We start from the raw sequence: 16286 nt of genomic DNA on the forward strand, positions 1-16286 counted from the left end.
GCCGGGCCGACGACACCAACGACAACGCGGACACGAACGCGGACACGGGGGACACCGGGATGACGGAGACGACGACCATGAGCGGAAGCGGCAGCACAGGAGCGGGCGGCGGACTGGACGGTGCCGTCGTGGCCGTCGCCGGAGCGGGCGGCCCCGCCGGACGCGCCACGCTGCTGCGGCTGGCCGGGGCCGGCGCGACCGTCGTCGCCGCCGACGCGGACGCCGCGAGCCTCGCCGAGGCCGTCGACGCCACCCGCCGCGCGCACGGCCGCGCCAACGTCACCGGTGACACCGTCGACCTCCTCGACCCGGCGGCCACCCGCGCGTGGGCGGCCAGGGCCGAGAAGGACAACGGCCGGGTGGACGGTCTCGTCCACCTCGTGGGCGGCTGGCGCGGCGGCAAGACCTTCGCCGACACCGACCTCGCCGACTGGGACCTGCTGGAGAAGCTGTTGATCCGCACCGTCCAGCACACCTCCCTCGCCTTCCACGACGGCCTGCTGCGCAGCGACCGCGGCCGCTACGTGCTGGTCAGCGCGGCGGGCGCGAGCAAGCCCACGGCCGGCAACGCGGCCTACGCCGCGGCCAAGGCGGCGGCCGAGGCCTGGACGCTGGCGCTGGGCGACGACTTCCGCAAGGCCGGGGGCGACGAAGGGCCGCACGCGGCGGCTGCCATCCTGGTCATCAAGGCACTGGTGCACGACGCCATGCGCGCCGAGCGCCCGAATGCGAAGTTCGCGGGCTTCACGGACGCCGGAGAGCTGGCCGACGCCATCGCCGGAGTCTGGGACCGGCCCGCCGGTGAAGTGAACGGAATCCGCCTGTGGCTGACCCCCGAGTCATGAGGTCCCGTACGACGGCCGCGCGTGCGCACCACGACCCCGCGACGCGCGGCTTCGCCAGCGACAACTACGCGGGCGCGCACCCCGAGGTGCTGGCCGCGCTCGCCGTCGCCAACGGCGGCCACCAGATCGCGTACGGCGAGGACGAGTACACCGACCATCTCCAGCGCGTCATGCACGGCCACTTCGGCCCCACCGCGAAGGCGTTCCCGGTCTTCAACGGGACCGGGGCGAACGTCGTCGCGCTCCAGGCCATGACCGACCGCTGGGGTGCGGTGATCTGCGCCGAGTCCGCGCACATCAACGTGGACGAGGGCGGGGCGCCCGAGCGGGTCGGCGGGCTCAAACTGCTGACCGTGCCGACCCCGGACGGCAAACTCACCCCGGAGCTGGTCGACCGGCAGGCATGGGGCTTCGACGACGAGCACCGGGCCATGCCACAGGTCGTGTCGATCGCACAGAACACCGAACTGGGCACGGTCTACACCCCGGCCGAGATCCGCGCGCTGTGCGAACACGCCCACGAGCGGGGCATGAAGGTCCATCTCGACGGGGCCCGGATATCCAACGCCGCGGCCTTCCTCGACGTACCGATGCGCACCTTCACCAACACCGTCGGTGTGGACGTGCTGAGTTACGGCGGCACGAAGAACGGTGCGCTCTTCGGTGAGGCCGTCGTCGTGATCGACCCGGACGCGGTGCGCGCGATGAAACGGCTGCGCAAGCTGTCGATGCAGCTCAGCTCCAAGATGCGGTTCGTCTCCGTGCAGTTGGAGGCGCTGCTGGCCGGTGATCTGTGGCTGCGCAACGCCCGGCACAGCAACACGATGGCGCGGCGGCTCGCCGACGGCGTACGCGCGGTCGACGGCGTCGAGATCCTGCACCCCGTCCAGGCCAACGCCGTCTTCGCCCGGCTGCCGCACGACGTGAGCGTGCGACTCCAGCAGCGCTTCCGCTTCTACTTCTGGGACGAGGCGGCCGGCGACGTTCGCTGGATGTGCGCCTTCGACACCACCGAGGACGACGTCGACGCGTTCGTTCAGGCGCTCAAGGAGGAGATGGCACGCCAGGTGTACTGACCCGGCGCCCGGCGGTGCATTACAGTAGACCTTCCGGTGTGCTGTGATGCACCGCTTCCGTACGTCCCGAGGCAAGGCTGACGATGACCCTGACGCTCACCGTGTCGGACGAGGTGCACACCCTCGTCCCCGGCTTCACCCTGCTCGCCGTCGAGGCCCACGGCCTGGTGAACGGCCCCAGCGACGAGGCGAGTTCGGCGCTGCTGGACGACGCGGCCCGGCGGCTCGCCGCGCGCCTCGACGGGCGCGCCCCGCACGAGGACCCGCACATGGCCGCCTGGCGCGCGGCGTACACGGCCTTCGGCAGCAAGCCGTCCCGTACCCGCAACTCCGCCGAGGCGCTGGCCAGAAGGGCGCTCGCCGACGGCGGTCTGCCCCGGATCAATCTGCTCGTGGACCTCTACAACGCGATCAGCGTGGCCCATCTGATCCCCGTCGGCGGTGAGGACATCGACCACATCACGGGCGCCATGCGGCTCGTACGGGCCGGCGGCGACGAGCCGTTCCACACCGCGGCGGGCGGCGAGCCGGTCGTCGAGCACCCGGACGCGGGGGAAGTCGTGTGGCGGGACGACGAGGGCGTCACCTGCCGGCGCTGGAACTGGCGCCAGGGCGTGCGCACCCGGCTCACCGAGGAGTCGGTGAACGCCGTCTTCCTGCTGGAGGGCCTGGACCCGATGAGCCGCGTGGAACTCGACGCCGCGGGTACCGAACTCGCCGAATCCCTGGAGAAGCTGAGCCCCGGAGCCCGCGTCACCGTCCACCCCGCGCGCTGACACAGAGCCGGGCGACCGCCCGCAGTGACGTTTCGGTCCGGTCGCCCGCAGGGGGCGCGACGCTCAGCTGCTGCTCTCGTGGGCCTCGGCCGGCGTCGGAGCCGTACCACCCAGGTGCGCCGGTACCCACCAGGTGTCGCTCGCGTCCTTGGGCCGTACCGGATAGGCGCGCTGGGCGGCTTCGAGCAGTTCCTGCACCCGCTCGCGCAGCCGCCGGGTGATCGCCCCCGCGTACTGGTCGCCGGGGGCCGCCACCGGCTCGCCGACCCGGATCGTCACGGGGATGTGGCTGCGCCGGAAGTTGCGCGGGCGTCCCTTGGTCCAGAGCCGCTGGGTGCCCCACAGCGCCATCGGGATCAGCGGCACGCCGGCCTCCTGCGCCAGGCGCGCCGCGCCGGACTTGAAGGACTTGAGCGTGAAGGACTGCGAGATGGTCGCCTCGGGGAACACACCGATGATCTCGCCGGAGCGCAGTGAGTCGAGCGCGTGCGAGTAGGCGGCCTCGCCCTGTTTACGGTCCACCGGGATGTGCTTCATGCCGCGCATGAGCGGCCCCGAGACCTTGTGCCGGAAGACGGAGTCCTTCGCCATGAAGCGGACGAGCCGCTTCTGGGGGAGCGCGGCGAGCCCGGTGAAGATGAAGTCCAGGTAACTGATGTGGTTGCTGACGAGCACGGCACCGCCGGTACGCGGGATGTTCTCGGCCCCCTGGGTCTCGATCTTGAGGTCCAGCGCCTTGAACATCGTGCGGGCGGCGCCGACGACCGGCCGGTAGACGAGCTCTGCCATCTGGAGGAGACCCTTCTTGTTCCCGGGGAGGGTTCTCCCGACGGAAGTTACGCAGCCGTAGGTTTTCGGCATTGGGCAGATCGTGCCCCAAACGACGCCTTGTGGCCAGTCCTGCCGACGGCGCGGAGCGAGATTCTCATCACGTCATTCCCAGGTAATCAGGGCGTTTGCCGCAGTTGGGAGGCCGGGTCGCGCGGCTCGGGAGCGTTGGCCGGGTCGCGCGGCCGGTGCGCCGCGCCCGTCCTCGATCAGCGGCCAGGTTGCTGGTGGCGACGGCCGCCCGGCCAGGGGGCCGCGGAATATTCCGCCGTGGTGTGAACGCTCCACGGGGGACAACGGCGACAGGGCCGATGGTGTGCGGCGGTGCTCGGCGGCGGCGAGCCTCTTCGGCGTGCCGCACCTCGTACGAACGGGAGACTCACGGTGCGCGGGTGTGACGGCGAAAAGCGGCTCCACGCAGCCGAGTTGGGCGCGGAGTTGGGGGAGCGGGCCACGCTCGTCCAGTTCTCCAGCGCGTTCTGCCAGCCCTGCCGCGCGACCAGGCGCACCCTCGCCGAGGTGACCGGCATGGTCGGCGGCGTCGCCCATGTGGAGCTGGACGCCGAGGACCATCTGGAGCTGGTACGCGAGTTGGGCATCCTCAAGACGCCCACGGTGCTCGTCCTCGACGCGGCCGGCCGGATCGTCCGCAGGGCGGCGGGAGTACCCCGCAAGGCCGATGTGATCGCCGCGCTGGGTGCGGCCGTGTCCGGCGGGACTCCCGGCGGCTGAGAGTTCCCGGTCGGCGGGCCGTGGGGCGTTGGGAAGGTCACAGTTCAAAGCGCTTGCTCAGCGGGCATCAGGTCGATGTACTGACGAGTAATATTATGGTCGGTACGCCGGTCGACCTGACCGGAAAACCTCGCTTCGGGCGCCTATGCTGCGAGCACAAGGCAGCCCAGAAATGACGACGCAGTAGGAGAGCCGGCGTGAGCCTGAGGATCGTTGTCTGTGTGAAGTACGTGCCCGACGCCACGGGTGACCGGCATTTCGCCGATGACCTGACGCTGGACCGTGACGATGTGGACGGTCTGCTGTCCGAGCTGGACGAGTACGCGGTCGAGCAGGCGTTGCGGATCGCGGCGGCCCACGACAGTGACGGCGACGGCGACGCCGAGGTCACCGTGCTGACCGTCGGCCCCGAGGACGCGAAGGACGCCCTGCGCCGGGCCCTGTCGATGGGCGCCGACAAGGCGGTCCACGTCGAGGACGACGACCTGCACGGCACCGACGCCCTCGGCACCTCGCTGGTTCTGGCCAAGGCGATCGAGAAGACCGGCTACGACCTGGTGATCTGCGGCATGGCCTCCACCGACGGCATGATGGGCGTGCTGCCCGCGATGCTCTCCGAGCGGCTCGGCGTCCCGCAGGTCACGCTGCTCTCCGAGGTCTCCCTCGACGGCGCCACCGTCAAGGGCCGCCGCGACGGCGACGCGGCGACCGAACAGCTCGAAGCCTCCCTGCCCGCCGTCGTGTCGGTGACCGACCAGTCGGGCGAGGTCCGCTACCCCTCGTTCAAGGGCATCACGACGGCGAAGAAGAAGCCGGTGCAGGCGCTCGACCTGGAGGACCTGGACATCGAGGCCGGGGACGTGGGCCTCGAAGGCGCGTGGACGGCGGTCGACGCGGCCACCAAGCGCCCGGCCCGTACGGCGGGCACGATCGTCAACGACGAGGGCGAGGGCGGCGACCAGCTGGCCGAGTATCTCGTCAGCCAGAAGTTCATCTGACGGGTGCGGCCCACCGCCCCGACGCTGTAGCCGGTCCCGGATCCTTCACGCACACGCATTCGCAGGAGAACACATCCCATGGCTGAAGTCCTCGTCTTTGTCGATCATGTGGACGGTGCCGTCCGCAAGCCCACCCTGGAGCTGCTGACGCTGGCCCGTCGTCTCGGCGACCCGGTCGCCGTCGCGCTCGGCGCGGGCGCCGCCGACACCGCCGCCACGCTCGCGGAGCACGGCGCGGTGAAGGTGCTGACCGCCGACGCCCCCGAGTTCGCCGACTACCTCGTCGTCCCGAAGGTCGACGCGCTCCAGGCCGCGTACGACAGCGTGTCCCCGGCCGCCGTACTCGTCCCCTCGTCCGCCGAGGGCAAGGAGATCGCCGCCCGCCTCGCGGTGCGCATCGGCTCGGGTCTGATCACCGACGCGATCGACCTGACGGCCGGCGACCAGGGTCCGGTGGCGACGCAGTCGGTGTTCGCCGCCGCGTACACCACCAACTCCCGTATCACCAGGGGCACTCCGGTCATCACCGTGAAGCCCAACGCGGCCCCCGTCGAGCCGGCCCCGGCCGCGGGCACCGTCGAGGAGCTGGCCGTCACCTTCGGCGCGACGGCCACCGGCACCAAGGTCGTCTCCCGCGCCCCGCGCGAGTCGACGGGCCGCCCGGAGCTGACGGAGGCCGCGATCGTCGTCTCGGGCGGACGCGGCGTCAACGGCGCCGAGAACTTCGCGATCATCGAGGCGCTCGCCGACTCCCTCGGCGCGGCCGTCGGCGCGTCGCGCGCCGCCGTCGACGCCGGCTGGTACCCGCACGCCAACCAGGTCGGCCAGACCGGCAAGTCGGTCTCGCCGCAGCTGTACATCGCCTCCGGCATCTCGGGCGCGATCCAGCACCGGGCGGGCATGCAGACCTCGAAGACGATCGTCGCGGTCAACAAGGACGCCGAGGCGCCCATCTTCGACCTCGTCGACTACGGCGTGGTCGGCGACCTCTTCCAGGTCGTCCCCCAGCTCACCGAGGCCATCAAGGCGCGCAAGGGCTGAGAGCCTGTCGGGCCGCACACGCACAGGGGCCGCGCGGTGGATCGTCACCGCGCGGCCCCCGTGCGTGTGCGCTCGCTTCCCGGACCGCTCCGGGCGACCATTGACGCAGCCCAGACCGGGCGATTAACTTCACCATGCGGATGACGTATTCCGTATGGCGAAATGTGGAGGCGCGGGAATGGGTCAGGGTCAGCAGGAGAAGGTCGCGACGAGCCTCCCGGGCGCGGTCGGCGAGGACATCAGCGCCTCGCTCGCACCGGTCGACGCGGAACTCGCCCGCCGGTACCCGGGCGACCCCGGCACCCGCCAGCCCGTCCACACCGTCTACGTCCCCGCCGACGCCTTCGACGCGGGCACCGTCCGCTCCTGGGGCGAGAAGGCACTCGCCGCCCTCGACGAACACGCCCCCGACGCCGCCTCCCTGGCCCGCGCCCTCGGCCTCTCCGACGAACTGGCCGCACCGGTGTACGAGCGGGTCCGGGCCAAGCTGGAGCGCGAGCCCGTCGAAGACCTGCGGATCGACTTCGAGGACGGCTACGGGCCGCACCCCGACGCGCAGGAGGACATCGCCGCCGCCCGCGCCGGGCGCCTCGTCCACGCGGCGTACCGCGACGGCACCGCCGCCCCGTACACGGGCATCCGGATGAAGTGCCTCGAAGCCCCCGTACGGGACCGGGCCATCCGTACCCTCGACATCTTCCTCAGCTCACTGATGGACGCCGGCGGACTCCCCGAAGGGCTCGTCCTCACCCTGCCCAAGGTCACCTATCCCGAACAGGTCACCGCGATGGTGCGGCTGGCCGAGGAGTTCGAGAAGGCGCGCGGCCTGGAGCACGGCCGGATCGGCTTCGAGATCCAGATCGAGACCAGCCAGTCCATCCTCGCCGCCGACGGCACCGCCGCCGTGGCCCGGATGATCGGCGCGGCGGACGGCCGCGCCACCTCACTGCACTACGGCACCTTCGACTACAGCGCCTGCGTCGGCGTCAGCGCCGCCTACCAGTCGAGCGACCACCCGGCCGCCGACCACGCCAAGGCCGTCATGCAGGTCGCCGCCGCGGGCACCGGCGTACGGGTCTCCGACGGCTCGACCAACGTGCTGCCCGTCGGCCCCACCAGCCAGGTCCACGAGGCATGGCGGCTGCACTACGGGCTCACCCGCCGCGCCCTGGCCCGCGCCTACTACCAGGGCTGGGACATGCACCCCGGTCACCTGCCCACGCGCTACGCGGCCGTCTACGCCTTCTACCGCGAGGGACTTGAGCCCGCCGCCGCGCGACTCGCCGCGTACGTCGCGAAGACCGGCGGCGACGTGATGGACGAGCCCGCCACCGCCAAGGCGCTCAGCGGTCATCTGCTGCGCGGACTGGACTGCGGCGCCCTGGACAGCGCCGAGGTCACCCGGCTCACCGGACTCACCCGCGCCGACCTGGAGAGCTTCACCGCCCCGCGCCGCACGGCCCCGACGATGTCCTAGGAGTCGAAGCCCAGCCCGAACCGGTCCAGCGTGCGCAGCCACACATCGCGGTGCCCGCCGTTGTGGTCGGCGCGGTCCAGGGAGCGCCGGGTCAGCTCGACGCCCACGTACCGCGCCGGCTCCGGCGGGAACGGCAGCGGCTTGGTGCGCACCATCTCCAGGCGCGTACGTGAGGTCTCCCGCCCGGACAGCAGGTCGAGCATGACGTTCGCGCCGAAGCGGCTGGCCGCCACCCCGAGCCCCGTGTACCCGAGCGCGTACGCCACCCGCCCGCCCATCGCCCGGCCGTAGAAGGCGGTGAAGCGGGTGCAGGTGTCGATGGCGCCGCCCCACGTGTGGCTGAACTTCACCCCCCGCAACTGCGGGAAGGTGGTGAAGAAGTGCTCGGCCAGCTTCGCGAACGTCTCGGGCCGCTGGTCGAGTTCGTCCCGCAGCCCGTTCCCGTAGTGGTAGATCGCGTCGTAGCCGCCCCACAGGATCCGGTTGTCGTCGGTGAGCCGGTAGTAGTGGAACTGGTTGCCCATGTCGGACATCCCCTGGCGGCCCTTCCAGCCCACCGAGGCGAGTTGGTCGTCGGTCAGCGGCTCGGTCGTCAGGACGTAGTCGTACACCGGCACCGTGTACAGCCGCAGCCGGCGCAGCAGCGCGGGGAAGACATTGGTCGCGAGGGCCACCTGCCGGGCGCCGATCTTGCCGTACGCGGTGTCGAGGACGACACCCCGGTGGGCGTCGCGCATCCGCCGTACCGGAGTGTTCTCGTACATCCGCACCCCCAGGCGCAGACACACCTCGCGCAGACCCCAGACCATCCGGGCCGGGTCGGTGAGCGCGTAGCCCTCGGCGTCGAACGCGCCCGCGAGGTACGTCGGTGAGTCGACCTGCGCGCGGATCTCGTCGCGGGTGAGGAAGTCGATCGAGCGGCCGTGCGCCGCCGCGAGGTCGCACATCGCGCGGACCTCGTCGACCTGGTGCGGGGCGGTGGCCGCCCACAGCTTGCCGTCACGCCGGAAACCGCAGTCGATGCCGTACCGGCGCAGGGTCTCGTCGATCTCGGCGAGATTCTCCAGACCCATGTGCTCCAGGTCGGCCAGTTCGTCGGGCCAGCGGTCGGCGCCGTTGCCGAGGCCGTGGGTGAGGCTGGCCGAGACGAAGCCGCCGTTGCGGCCGGACGCGGCCCAGCCCGCGGTGCGCCCCTCGACCAGGACGACGTCCAGCGACGGGTCACGCTCCTTGGCGAGCAGCGCGGTCCACAGGCCGCTGAATCCGCCGCCCACGACGGCGAGATCGCAGGTGGTGTCGCGGGTGAGTGCCGGACGCGGCGCCGGCGCGTCCCGGCTGTCGAGCCAGTGGCTCAGGGGCTTGGCCTCGGCGAGGGCGTCGGCGTACGGGACGCTCATGGTGGGGCCTCCGGTCTGGAGCGGAAAGGGCGGTGAAGGAAGGGGATTCGTAGGTCGCGGGGGAGTTGCGGGGGAGAGGCCGGATGGGAGGGGGCGGGGCGGCGGGCTTCGGGTGCGCCGCCGCCCCGCCCCCGGCTCACGGGGCGCCGGTCAGTCGGCGATGTGCAGGTTGTGGGGCAGCCGCGAGAAGCTGCGGGCACCGTCCGGCGTGCACAGCACGGTGTCGCCCATCTTGATCCCGAAGCCCTCGTCGGGCAGATGCAGATTCGGCTCGACGGTGAACGACATCCCCGGCGCGAGCACATGCTCGTCGCCCGCCACCAGCGTCATCGGCTCCAGCCACCCGGGCGGGTAGGCGACGCCGAGGCTGTAGCCGATGCGGTGGCAGCGGCGGCGTACGAGATCCAGCTCGCCCAGGACCGCGTTGCAGGCGTCGTCCGGGGCGGGCGCGGGGGCGCCGGGTCCACAGGCGGCGATGGCCGCCTCGGTGGCCCGCTCGACGCAGTCCGCGACCTCCTGGACCCGCGGCGACGGCCGGCCCACCACGGCGGTCCGCATCAGGACCGCGTGGTAGCGGTGCACGACACCGGCGAACTCGATACAGACCACGTCACCGCGCGAGAGCGTGCGCCGGGACGCCATCGCGTGCACCAGGGCGCTGCGTTCACCCGAGACGACCATCGGCGGGATCGCGGCGAACTCGCTGCCCGCCTCACCCAGCGCCTGGCTCGCTATGCCCGCGAGCGCGGTCTCCGAGACACCGGGCCGTATCGCCGCGAAGACCTTCTCCATGGCGTGGTCGGCCATCTCGGCGGCCTGCCGCTGATACGCGATCTCGGCTGCGGACTTGACCAACCGCTCCTCCGGCACGAGGTGGCTCGCGTCGACCCAGCGGACACCGGGGAGGAGCGCGCGCAGCCGGTCCCAGTTGCCGGGCAGCAGCGTGAACGCCTCCAACTCGACACCGACCGTGGCCTGGTCGAGGCCGTGCTTGCGGACGGTCTCGGCGATGACCTCGATCGGGTCCTGCGTCGCGATGTCGTAGACGCGCGGGGAGCGCAGCCACGACAGCATGTGCACCCCCGGCTCCTCGGTGGTGCGGGTGACGTACTCGGGCTCGCCGTCACCGGAGTCGATGACCAGCGCCTGCGGCCACAGATAGCCCACGGAACTGACACCGGTCAGCCAGTTCACGACGTCGGGCATGGTGACGACGAGTCCGTCGAGGCCCTGGGCGGTCATCCGGGCCCGGACCCGGCGCAGCCGTTTGTCGTAGGTGGGCAGGGTGAAGGGGAGTTCCATGGTGATCTCCGGAGTGTGGGGTGTGCGGGTGTCGGTGGTGCGGTGTCGGTGTCGGTGTCAGAGGGCCCAGTGGGGTGCGAGTGCTTCCCGTACGCGGTCGAGCGCCGCGTCGCCCCGGGTGATGTCGTCGGGTACGTACGCGATCGGGTCGGCGAGCGAGGGCTCTTGGCCGAGCAGTCCCTCGACGGTGGCGTGCAGGCAGTAGGCGGCGTAACTGCGCGCGTAACCGCCCTCCTGGGTCAGGACGAGCCGGCCGTCCGTCAGCTCCCGGCTCATCTCGCCGAGCAGGGTGCCGATCCGGTGGAAGCCGGCCATGGTCACGTTGTGCTGACCGTTGGCGTCGAAGGTGGCCGCGTCCTGGCCCGACGCGGCGACGATCAGCCCCGGCCGGTACTGCCGCAGGACGGGCCACACGATCCGCTCGATCGCGTCGGCGTAAGCGCGGTCGCCCGAGCCGACCGGCAGCTCGACGTTGATGTTGTGCCCGGCGCCCGCGCCGCGTCCGAGTTCGCCGGGTGAGCCGGTCTGCGGGTGGGTGCTGCCCCAAGCGCCGTGCGCCATGTGCAGCGAGACGGTGAGGACGTCGGGGCGGTCGTAGAAGATCTCCTGGGTGCCGTTGCCGTGATGGACGTCCCAGTCGACGACGGCGACCCGCTCCACACCCCGGTCCCGGGCCCGCTGGGCGGCCAGCGCGGCGTGCCCGAACACGCAGTAACCGTCGGCCTGTTCGGGCTGCGCGTGGTGCCCCGGCGGCCGCACCAGCGCGTACGCCACGTCGCAGGAGCCGTCGAGCACGGCGTCCACGGCGGCGAGGGACGTTCCGGCGGCGGCGAGCAGCGGCTCCCACGAGCCGGGGGTGATCGTGGTCGTGGAGGTCAGCCAGTGCCGGGCACTGCCGCCCTTCTCGCACAGGGCGCGCACCTCCTCGACGTACGACCGCGTGTGGACGGTGGTCAGTTCGGCCTCGGTCGCGAGGCGTCCCGGGTGCCAGACGACATGGCCGGCGACCGGTCCGCGCTCCAGGACCGCCTTCATGTTGCGTACCCGGGGGGCGCTCTCGGGGTGCGGCTCCTGTTCGGCGAGCAGATCGGAGGGCGCGGCCTCCCAGAAGCCGGACCCGGTGTCGTGGTCCAGGACACGCTCGTCCCAGAACACATGGATGTTCTCGCTCACTTCTCCTCCTGCCGCTCCCGCTACTCCTGCGAGGGGGTCATCGAGTACGTGAAGAACGCGGGCTCGTCGCCGGTGTTCTCCAGGTGGTAGGTCCAGCCCGGCGCGAGATACACGCAGTCGTCGGGGACCAGGTCGAAGTGGCCCTCGTCCCAGGTGAGCCGGAGCCGGCCGCGGATGATGAAGTACGTCTCCTCCACGGGGCCGTACCAGTGGTCGCCTTCGGCGACGCCGTCGTCGTTCCCGCGTGAGGACCAGACGTTGGTGCGCTCGCCCGGGTCCATCCAGGCGGCGCCGAGCATCAGATTGGAGCCGCTGCGCCGCTTGGTGATGACACGGGCGATCCGCACCTTGGTCACCGCTTCGGCGGCCGGGGTGACCGGTACGTCGGCGAGGGCGACGACACTGGGCGGGACCCGGCCGGGGACGGCGCTGGTGTCGTGGGACATGACTCTCTCCTCAGGTGGTGTGGGTGGGGCATTACGGAGGGACCGCGGGACATACCGGACCGCCCCCGCACGCCGACGCGTACGGGAGGAGCCGGTCCGGGTCCCCTACGCCGGTGGCGCGACCGGCACCAGTGCCGCCCGCTCCACGGGCCACGCGACCCGCGCGGGGGAGCCGGGCCGCAGTGGCTGCTCCTGTCCCGCCGCCTCCCGCAACTGGACGCGTTCGCCGCAGGCCAGATCGACGGCGACCCGCCGGTGCGCACCGAAGTAGACGATCTCGGTGACCGTGCCGTCGAGGACGTTGTGCCCCTGCGGCGCCTTCTCGTCCGGGACGAGCAGCCGCATCCGCTCGGGCCGCACCACCAGCGCCACCTCGTCCGCCCCGGACGCGGTACGGGGCGGCACCGCCAACTCGTAGCCGTCGCCGGTCAGGACGCCCGGTGCCGTGCACCGCCCGGTGAACACGTTGGACTCGCCGAGGAAGCGGGCGACGAAGAGGGTCGCGGGCCGCTCGTACAACTCCTCGGGAGTGCCGACCTGTTCGATACGGCCCTCGTTGAAGACGGCGATACGGTCGGAGAGGGCCAGTGCCTCCTCCTGGTCGTGGGTGACGAACACGAAGGTGATGCCCAGTTCGCGGTGCATCCGGGAGATCTCGCCCTGGAGCTGTTCGCGCAGCTTCTTGTCGAGGGCGCCCAGCGGTTCGTCCATCAGCAGGACGCGCGGGTTGAACACGACGGCCCGCGCCAGCGCCACGCGCTGCTGCTGCCCGCCGGACAGCTGGCTGGGCAGCCGGTCGGCCAGCCCCTTCAGCCGTACCATCCGCAGGGCCTCGGTGACCCGCTCCGCGATCTCGGCCTTCGGTACCTTGCGCTGCTGGAGCGGGAAGGCGATGTTCTTCGCGACCGTCATGTGCGGGAACAGGGCGTAGTGCTGGAAGACCATGCCCAGATCGCGTCGGTGCGGCGGCAGTGCGGCGACATCCACATCGTCGACGGTGATGCTGCCCTCGGTGGTCGAGCTGAACCCGGCGATCATGTCCAGGGTCGTCGTCTTGCCGGAGCCGGACGGGCCGAGGAAGGTCATGAACTCCCCGACCTCGATGTCCAGCGAGACCCGGTCCACGGCGGCCCGGCCCCCGTAGCGCTTCGTGAGCTGCCGCAGCCGCACCGCGGCGCCGCTGGCCGACGCGGCCCCGGCGGCCTGCCCGGACCGGGACGGGGCGGACCGGGACGGGACGGCGCCGGACGCGCCGGGCGGGGGCCCGGCGGTCGGAGTGTCGTGCGAAGTGGCGGTCGTGTCGGCCATCTCGGCGGCGGTGTCGGCCATGTCAGCGTTTCCCCTCGCGCCCGGTGCGCCGCAGCAGTTGCGGCAGCAGGATCAGCGCGGTCGTGGCGACGAGCACGATGCTCGACGCGGCGGCGATCGTCGGATCGGTCTCCACGGTGACGCTGCTGAACATGGTCACCGGAAGGGTGTGCAGGGTCGGGCTCTGGAGGTAGAACGCGATCACGACCTCGTCGAGCGAGGTGACGAACGCGAACACCGCTCCGGAGAGCACGCCCGGCGCGATGAGCGGGGCCGTGACCCGCCGGAAGGTGGTGAACGGGTTCGCGCCGAGCATCGCGGCGGCCCGGTCGAGCCGGCGGTCGTAGCCCCGCAGGCTGGTGGAGACGGCGACCACCACGAACGGCACGGCGAGCGCGGTGTGCGCCATGATGAACCCGATCGCGGTACCGGACAGGCCCCAGCTGAGGAACGCCGCGTACACGGCGATGGCGGCGACGATCTGCGGCACCACCATCGGCGCCATCAGCAGACCGTTGATCAGGGCCTTGCCGGGCAGCCGGCCCCGGTCCAGGGCGAGCGCCGCCAGGGTGCCGAGCACCGTGGCGAGGACCGCGACGGCCACCGCGATCTGGAGCGAGGTGACGAGCGAGTCGCGCCAGACCGGGTTGGTGAAGAAGTTCCGGTACCACTGGAGCGACCAGTTCTCCGGCGGGAAGGCGAAGCTGCGCTTGCCGGTGAAGGAGAGCGGGATGACGACGAGGGTCGGCGCCACCAGGATGGCGCCCACCAGGGCGGCCCAGAGCCTGAGCCCGATCCCGCCCCGGAAGAGGGTGTTCTTCGTGTTCGCCACGGATCAGCGCTCCTTACCGGACAGACCGAGTGCCGCGCCGGCCCGGCTCACCCGGGCCACCACGAGCAGCAGCAGCGCGGTGATCGCGAGCAGGATCACGGAGAACGCGCCGGCCCCGCCGAAGTCGAGCAGCTTCTCGACCTTGGTGCCGATGACCTGCGCGACCATCGACTCCTTGGGCGAGCCGAGCAGCTTCGGAGTGACGTAGAAACCGAGGGCGAGGACGAAGACCAGCGTCGCCCCCGAGATCACCCCCGGCATGGACAGCGGCAGATAGACCCGCCGGAAGCTGGTGAACCGCCCCGCGCCGAGACCGGATGCCGCGCTCAGCAGCCGCCGGTCGATCCCGCTCATCACGCTGTACAGCGGCAGGACCATGTACGGCAGCAGGACCTGGATCATGCCGATCGCCACGCCGGGCGCGGTGCCGAGCAGCCCCCCGTCCCGGCCGAACAGCGACCCCAGCATGCCCAGCGGTCCGCCGTCCTGGAGCAGCACGATCCACGCGAAGTTGCGCGCCATCAGACTGGTCCAGAAGGGCAGCAGCACGAGCGCCATGAGCACCGCCCGGGTGCGCGGCCCGGACACCGTCATCAGATACGCGTACGGGTACGCGAGCACCAGCGTGGCGACGGCGACGACGAGCGAGGTGAGCAGGGTGCGCCCCACGACCCGGGTGGTGGTCGGGTCGGACAGCAGATCGCCGAAGTTGCCGAGCCCCGGCTCCGGGTCCGTGAACGCCTGCCAGACGATGCCCGCCAGTGGATAGGCGAAGAACACCAGCAGCATCAGGGCGGCGGGCGCCAGCAGGAGCAACTGCCGGCTCCGGCCGCCCAGCGCCGGGCGGCGCGGCGCACGGGCCGGGGCGCGCCGGCCGTCGGGACCCGGGGCCGGGCCGGGGGCGCGGGGCGTCCCCGTACCGGTCATGAGGTCGGTCATGGTGGTTTACCTCGTCCTCTGGATCGGGGTCCGGCGGCTCAGCCCGTGGCCCAGTCGGTCCAGCGCTCGGTGGCCTGGTCCTGGTTCTTGGCCCACCAGTCGACGTTCTGGTAGAAGCCCTTGTCCTGGATGTCGGGGCGGGCGGTGTTCCACGACTCGGCGAGGCTGTCGAGCTTCGGCTCGGCGTCGGAGTTCACGGCCGCGTAGGGCTGGTCCTCGGCGAAGGCGGCCTGGGGCTCGGCACTGGTGGCGTACGCGATGAAGTCCATGGCGCGGTCCTTGTTCGGGGCGCCCTTGGGGACCATGAGAACCGCGTAGGCCAGCATGTTGTCCTGCCACACCGGCTCGTAGACGGAGCCGTTCTTCGCGGCCATGTACGCACGGCCCGACCACACCAGGGCCATGTCGGCCTGCTTGGACTCCAGGGCCTGCTGGCTCTGCGCCGAGGTGTCCCAGAAGCTGAGGTTGTCACCGAGGGTGTCGAGCTTCTTGAACGCGCGGTCGTAGTCGAGGGGGTAGAGCTTGTCGGGGGTGACGCCGTCGCCGACGAGGGCGGCCTCGATGGCGCCGCCGGTGGCGAAGCCCGGGGCCAGGCGCTTGCCGGGGAACTTCTTGGTGTCGAAGAAGTCGGCGACCGAGGTCGGCTTCGCGTCCGGGTACTTCTTCGGGTCGTACACCAGGGCCAGCGAGTACATCGCGTCCGGCACGGCGCAGTCGCTCACCGTGCCTTCGGGGAACTTCGACTTGTCGATCTTGTCGAAGTCGAGCTTCTCGGCGTACTTGCCGCAGGCGCCGACCGGGAAGAACGGCTCGGTGTCCACGACGTCCCAGCTCACGCGCTTGGACTCGACCATGGTCTTGATCTTGGCGTAGTCGGTCGGCTGGTCCTGGACCGCCGTGACGCCCTCAGCCTTGGCCCAGGGTGTCAGCCATGCCTTGGCCTGGGCTTCCTGGTACCCGCTTCCGTACGAGGTGAAGGTGAGCTTCTTGCCCCCGCCACCGGCGCTGTCGGAGCCTATGGAACATCCTGCGGTGATCATGGTGAGCGCGACGGCGACAGCTGTCACGCCCAGGCGGCGCGATGGGAAGTGCACGGCTGATCCTCCCTCGAAGTGG

The 16286-nt window shown here is 71.4% G+C and carries 15 protein-coding genes and 1 pseudogene; 7 read left to right on the plus strand and 9 right to left on the minus strand.

Annotated elements, in window-relative coordinates; all coding sequences use genetic code 11:
• Nucleotides 1-59 precede the first annotated feature (59 nt).
• The 3 genes from OG700_RS35545 to OG700_RS35555 all read left to right on the plus strand — a co-directional run bounded on the left by OG700_RS35545 (nucleotide 60) and on the right by OG700_RS35555 (nucleotide 2697).
• Nucleotides 60-845, plus strand: coding sequence for an SDR family NAD(P)-dependent oxidoreductase (locus tag OG700_RS35545; RefSeq protein ID WP_405622214.1), 786 nt, complete (start codon nucleotides 60-62; stop codon nucleotides 843-845).
• A complete protein-coding gene (locus tag OG700_RS35550) occupies nucleotides 842-1921 on the plus strand; it encodes a threonine aldolase family protein (protein ID WP_405622216.1) in 1080 nt (359 codons plus the stop codon). Before OG700_RS35545 ends, OG700_RS35550 begins: the two co-directional genes overlap by 4 nt.
• An 83-nt stretch (nucleotides 1922-2004) precedes the next feature.
• The gene (locus OG700_RS35555) at nucleotides 2005-2697 is read left to right on the plus strand and encodes a B3/4 domain-containing protein (protein ID WP_405620880.1); all 693 of its coding nucleotides are present in this window, start codon (nucleotides 2005-2007) and stop codon (nucleotides 2695-2697) included.
• A gap of 63 nt (nucleotides 2698-2760) precedes the next feature.
• Here the strand turns inward: OG700_RS35555 and OG700_RS35560 are convergent, their stop codons facing one another.
• The gene (locus OG700_RS35560; RefSeq protein ID WP_405620882.1) at nucleotides 2761-3486 is read right to left on the minus strand and encodes a lysophospholipid acyltransferase family protein; all 726 of its coding nucleotides are present in this window, start codon (nucleotides 3484-3486) and stop codon (nucleotides 2761-2763) included.
• A 391-nt stretch (nucleotides 3487-3877) separates the two neighbouring features.
• Between OG700_RS35560 and OG700_RS35565 the strand changes: the two are divergent.
• From OG700_RS35565 to OG700_RS35580, 4 genes and pseudogenes are all read left to right on the plus strand, one after another.
• Nucleotides 3878-4257: pseudogene (locus OG700_RS35565) on the plus strand (TlpA family protein disulfide reductase).
• Nucleotides 4258-4454: 197 nt separating this feature from the next.
• The gene (locus tag OG700_RS35570; RefSeq protein ID WP_405620884.1) at nucleotides 4455-5255 is read left to right on the plus strand and encodes an electron transfer flavoprotein subunit beta/FixA family protein; all 801 of its coding nucleotides are present in this window, start codon (nucleotides 4455-4457) and stop codon (nucleotides 5253-5255) included.
• 78 nt (nucleotides 5256-5333) lie between these two features.
• The gene (locus OG700_RS35575) at nucleotides 5334-6296 is read left to right on the plus strand and encodes an electron transfer flavoprotein subunit alpha/FixB family protein (protein ID WP_405620886.1); all 963 of its coding nucleotides are present in this window, start codon (nucleotides 5334-5336) and stop codon (nucleotides 6294-6296) included.
• Nucleotides 6297-6474: 178 nt separating this feature from the next.
• Nucleotides 6475-7773: a DUF6986 family protein gene (locus tag OG700_RS35580; protein WP_405620888.1), complete on the plus strand. Its 1299-nt coding sequence runs from the start codon at nucleotides 6475-6477 to the stop codon at nucleotides 7771-7773.
• Here the strand turns inward: OG700_RS35580 and OG700_RS35585 are convergent.
• The 8 genes from OG700_RS35585 to OG700_RS35620 form a co-directional block, all read right to left on the minus strand.
• A complete protein-coding gene (locus OG700_RS35585) occupies nucleotides 7770-9170 on the minus strand; it encodes an NAD(P)/FAD-dependent oxidoreductase (protein ID WP_405620890.1) in 1401 nt (466 codons plus the stop codon). The two genes, OG700_RS35580 and OG700_RS35585, sit on opposite strands and share 4 nt — an antisense overlap.
• A gap of 150 nt (nucleotides 9171-9320) precedes the next feature.
• Complete coding sequence (locus tag OG700_RS35590) at nucleotides 9321-10472, minus strand: M24 family metallopeptidase (protein WP_405620892.1); 1152 nt, start codon at nucleotides 10470-10472, stop codon at nucleotides 9321-9323.
• A 57-nt stretch (nucleotides 10473-10529) separates the two neighbouring features.
• Nucleotides 10530-11645 (minus strand): hypothetical protein, encoded by a 1116-nt coding sequence (locus OG700_RS35595; protein WP_405620894.1) that lies wholly within the window; start codon nucleotides 11643-11645, stop codon nucleotides 10530-10532.
• A 20-nt stretch (nucleotides 11646-11665) separates the two neighbouring features.
• Nucleotides 11666-12091 carry a cupin domain-containing protein gene (locus OG700_RS35600; protein WP_405620896.1) on the minus strand — a complete coding sequence of 142 codons (426 nt, stop codon included), beginning with the start codon at nucleotides 12089-12091 and terminating at the stop codon, nucleotides 11666-11668.
• Nucleotides 12092-12196: 105 nt separating this feature from the next.
• Entirely contained in the window at nucleotides 12197-13420 is a 1224-nt protein-coding gene (locus OG700_RS35605; RefSeq protein ID WP_405620898.1) for an ABC transporter ATP-binding protein, read from the minus strand.
• Nucleotide 13421: 1 nt separating this feature from the next.
• Nucleotides 13422-14231, minus strand: a complete 810-nt coding sequence (locus OG700_RS35610; protein ID WP_405620900.1) for an ABC transporter permease — start codon at nucleotides 14229-14231, stop codon at nucleotides 13422-13424.
• Between the two features lie 3 nt (nucleotides 14232-14234).
• Entirely contained in the window at nucleotides 14235-15170 is a 936-nt protein-coding gene (locus OG700_RS35615; protein WP_405620902.1) for an ABC transporter permease, read from the minus strand.
• Nucleotides 15171-15208: 38 nt separating this feature from the next.
• Nucleotides 15209-16264: a polyamine ABC transporter substrate-binding protein gene (locus OG700_RS35620; protein WP_405620904.1), complete on the minus strand. Its 1056-nt coding sequence runs from the start codon at nucleotides 16262-16264 to the stop codon at nucleotides 15209-15211.
• Nucleotides 16265-16286 lie beyond the last annotated feature (22 nt).

Origin of the sequence: Streptomyces sp. NBC_01508 (genome assembly GCF_045040315.1) — a bacterium.
In the GTDB taxonomy this organism is placed as follows: domain Bacteria; phylum Actinomycetota; class Actinomycetes; order Streptomycetales; family Streptomycetaceae; genus Streptomyces.

Bases quoted from the DNA above. Each gene is read 5' to 3' on its own strand.
- OG700_RS35580 (WP_405620888.1), top strand. From the start codon at position 6,475: ATGGGTCAGGGTCAGCAGGAGAAGGTCGCGACGAGCCTCCCGGGCGCG.
- OG700_RS35550 (WP_405622216.1), top strand. From the start codon at position 842: ATGAGGTCCCGTACGACGGCCGCGCGTGCGCACCACGACCCCGCGACG.
- OG700_RS35590 (WP_405620892.1), bottom strand. From the start codon at position 10,472: ATGGAACTCCCCTTCACCCTGCCCACCTACGACAAACGGCTGCGCCGG.
- OG700_RS35575 (WP_405620886.1), top strand. From the start codon at position 5,334: ATGGCTGAAGTCCTCGTCTTTGTCGATCATGTGGACGGTGCCGTCCGC.
- OG700_RS35600 (WP_405620896.1), bottom strand. From the start codon at position 12,091: ATGTCCCACGACACCAGCGCCGTCCCCGGCCGGGTCCCGCCCAGTGTC.
- OG700_RS35560 (WP_405620882.1), bottom strand. From the start codon at position 3,486: ATGGCAGAGCTCGTCTACCGGCCGGTCGTCGGCGCCGCCCGCACGATG.
- OG700_RS35555 (WP_405620880.1), top strand. From the start codon at position 2,005: ATGACCCTGACGCTCACCGTGTCGGACGAGGTGCACACCCTCGTCCCC.
- OG700_RS35615 (WP_405620902.1), bottom strand. From the start codon at position 15,170: ATGACCGACCTCATGACCGGTACGGGGACGCCCCGCGCCCCCGGCCCG.
- OG700_RS35585 (WP_405620890.1), bottom strand. From the start codon at position 9,170: ATGAGCGTCCCGTACGCCGACGCCCTCGCCGAGGCCAAGCCCCTGAGC.
- OG700_RS35545 (WP_405622214.1), top strand. From the start codon at position 60: ATGACGGAGACGACGACCATGAGCGGAAGCGGCAGCACAGGAGCGGGC.
- OG700_RS35605 (WP_405620898.1), bottom strand. From the start codon at position 13,420: ATGGCCGACACCGCCGCCGAGATGGCCGACACGACCGCCACTTCGCAC.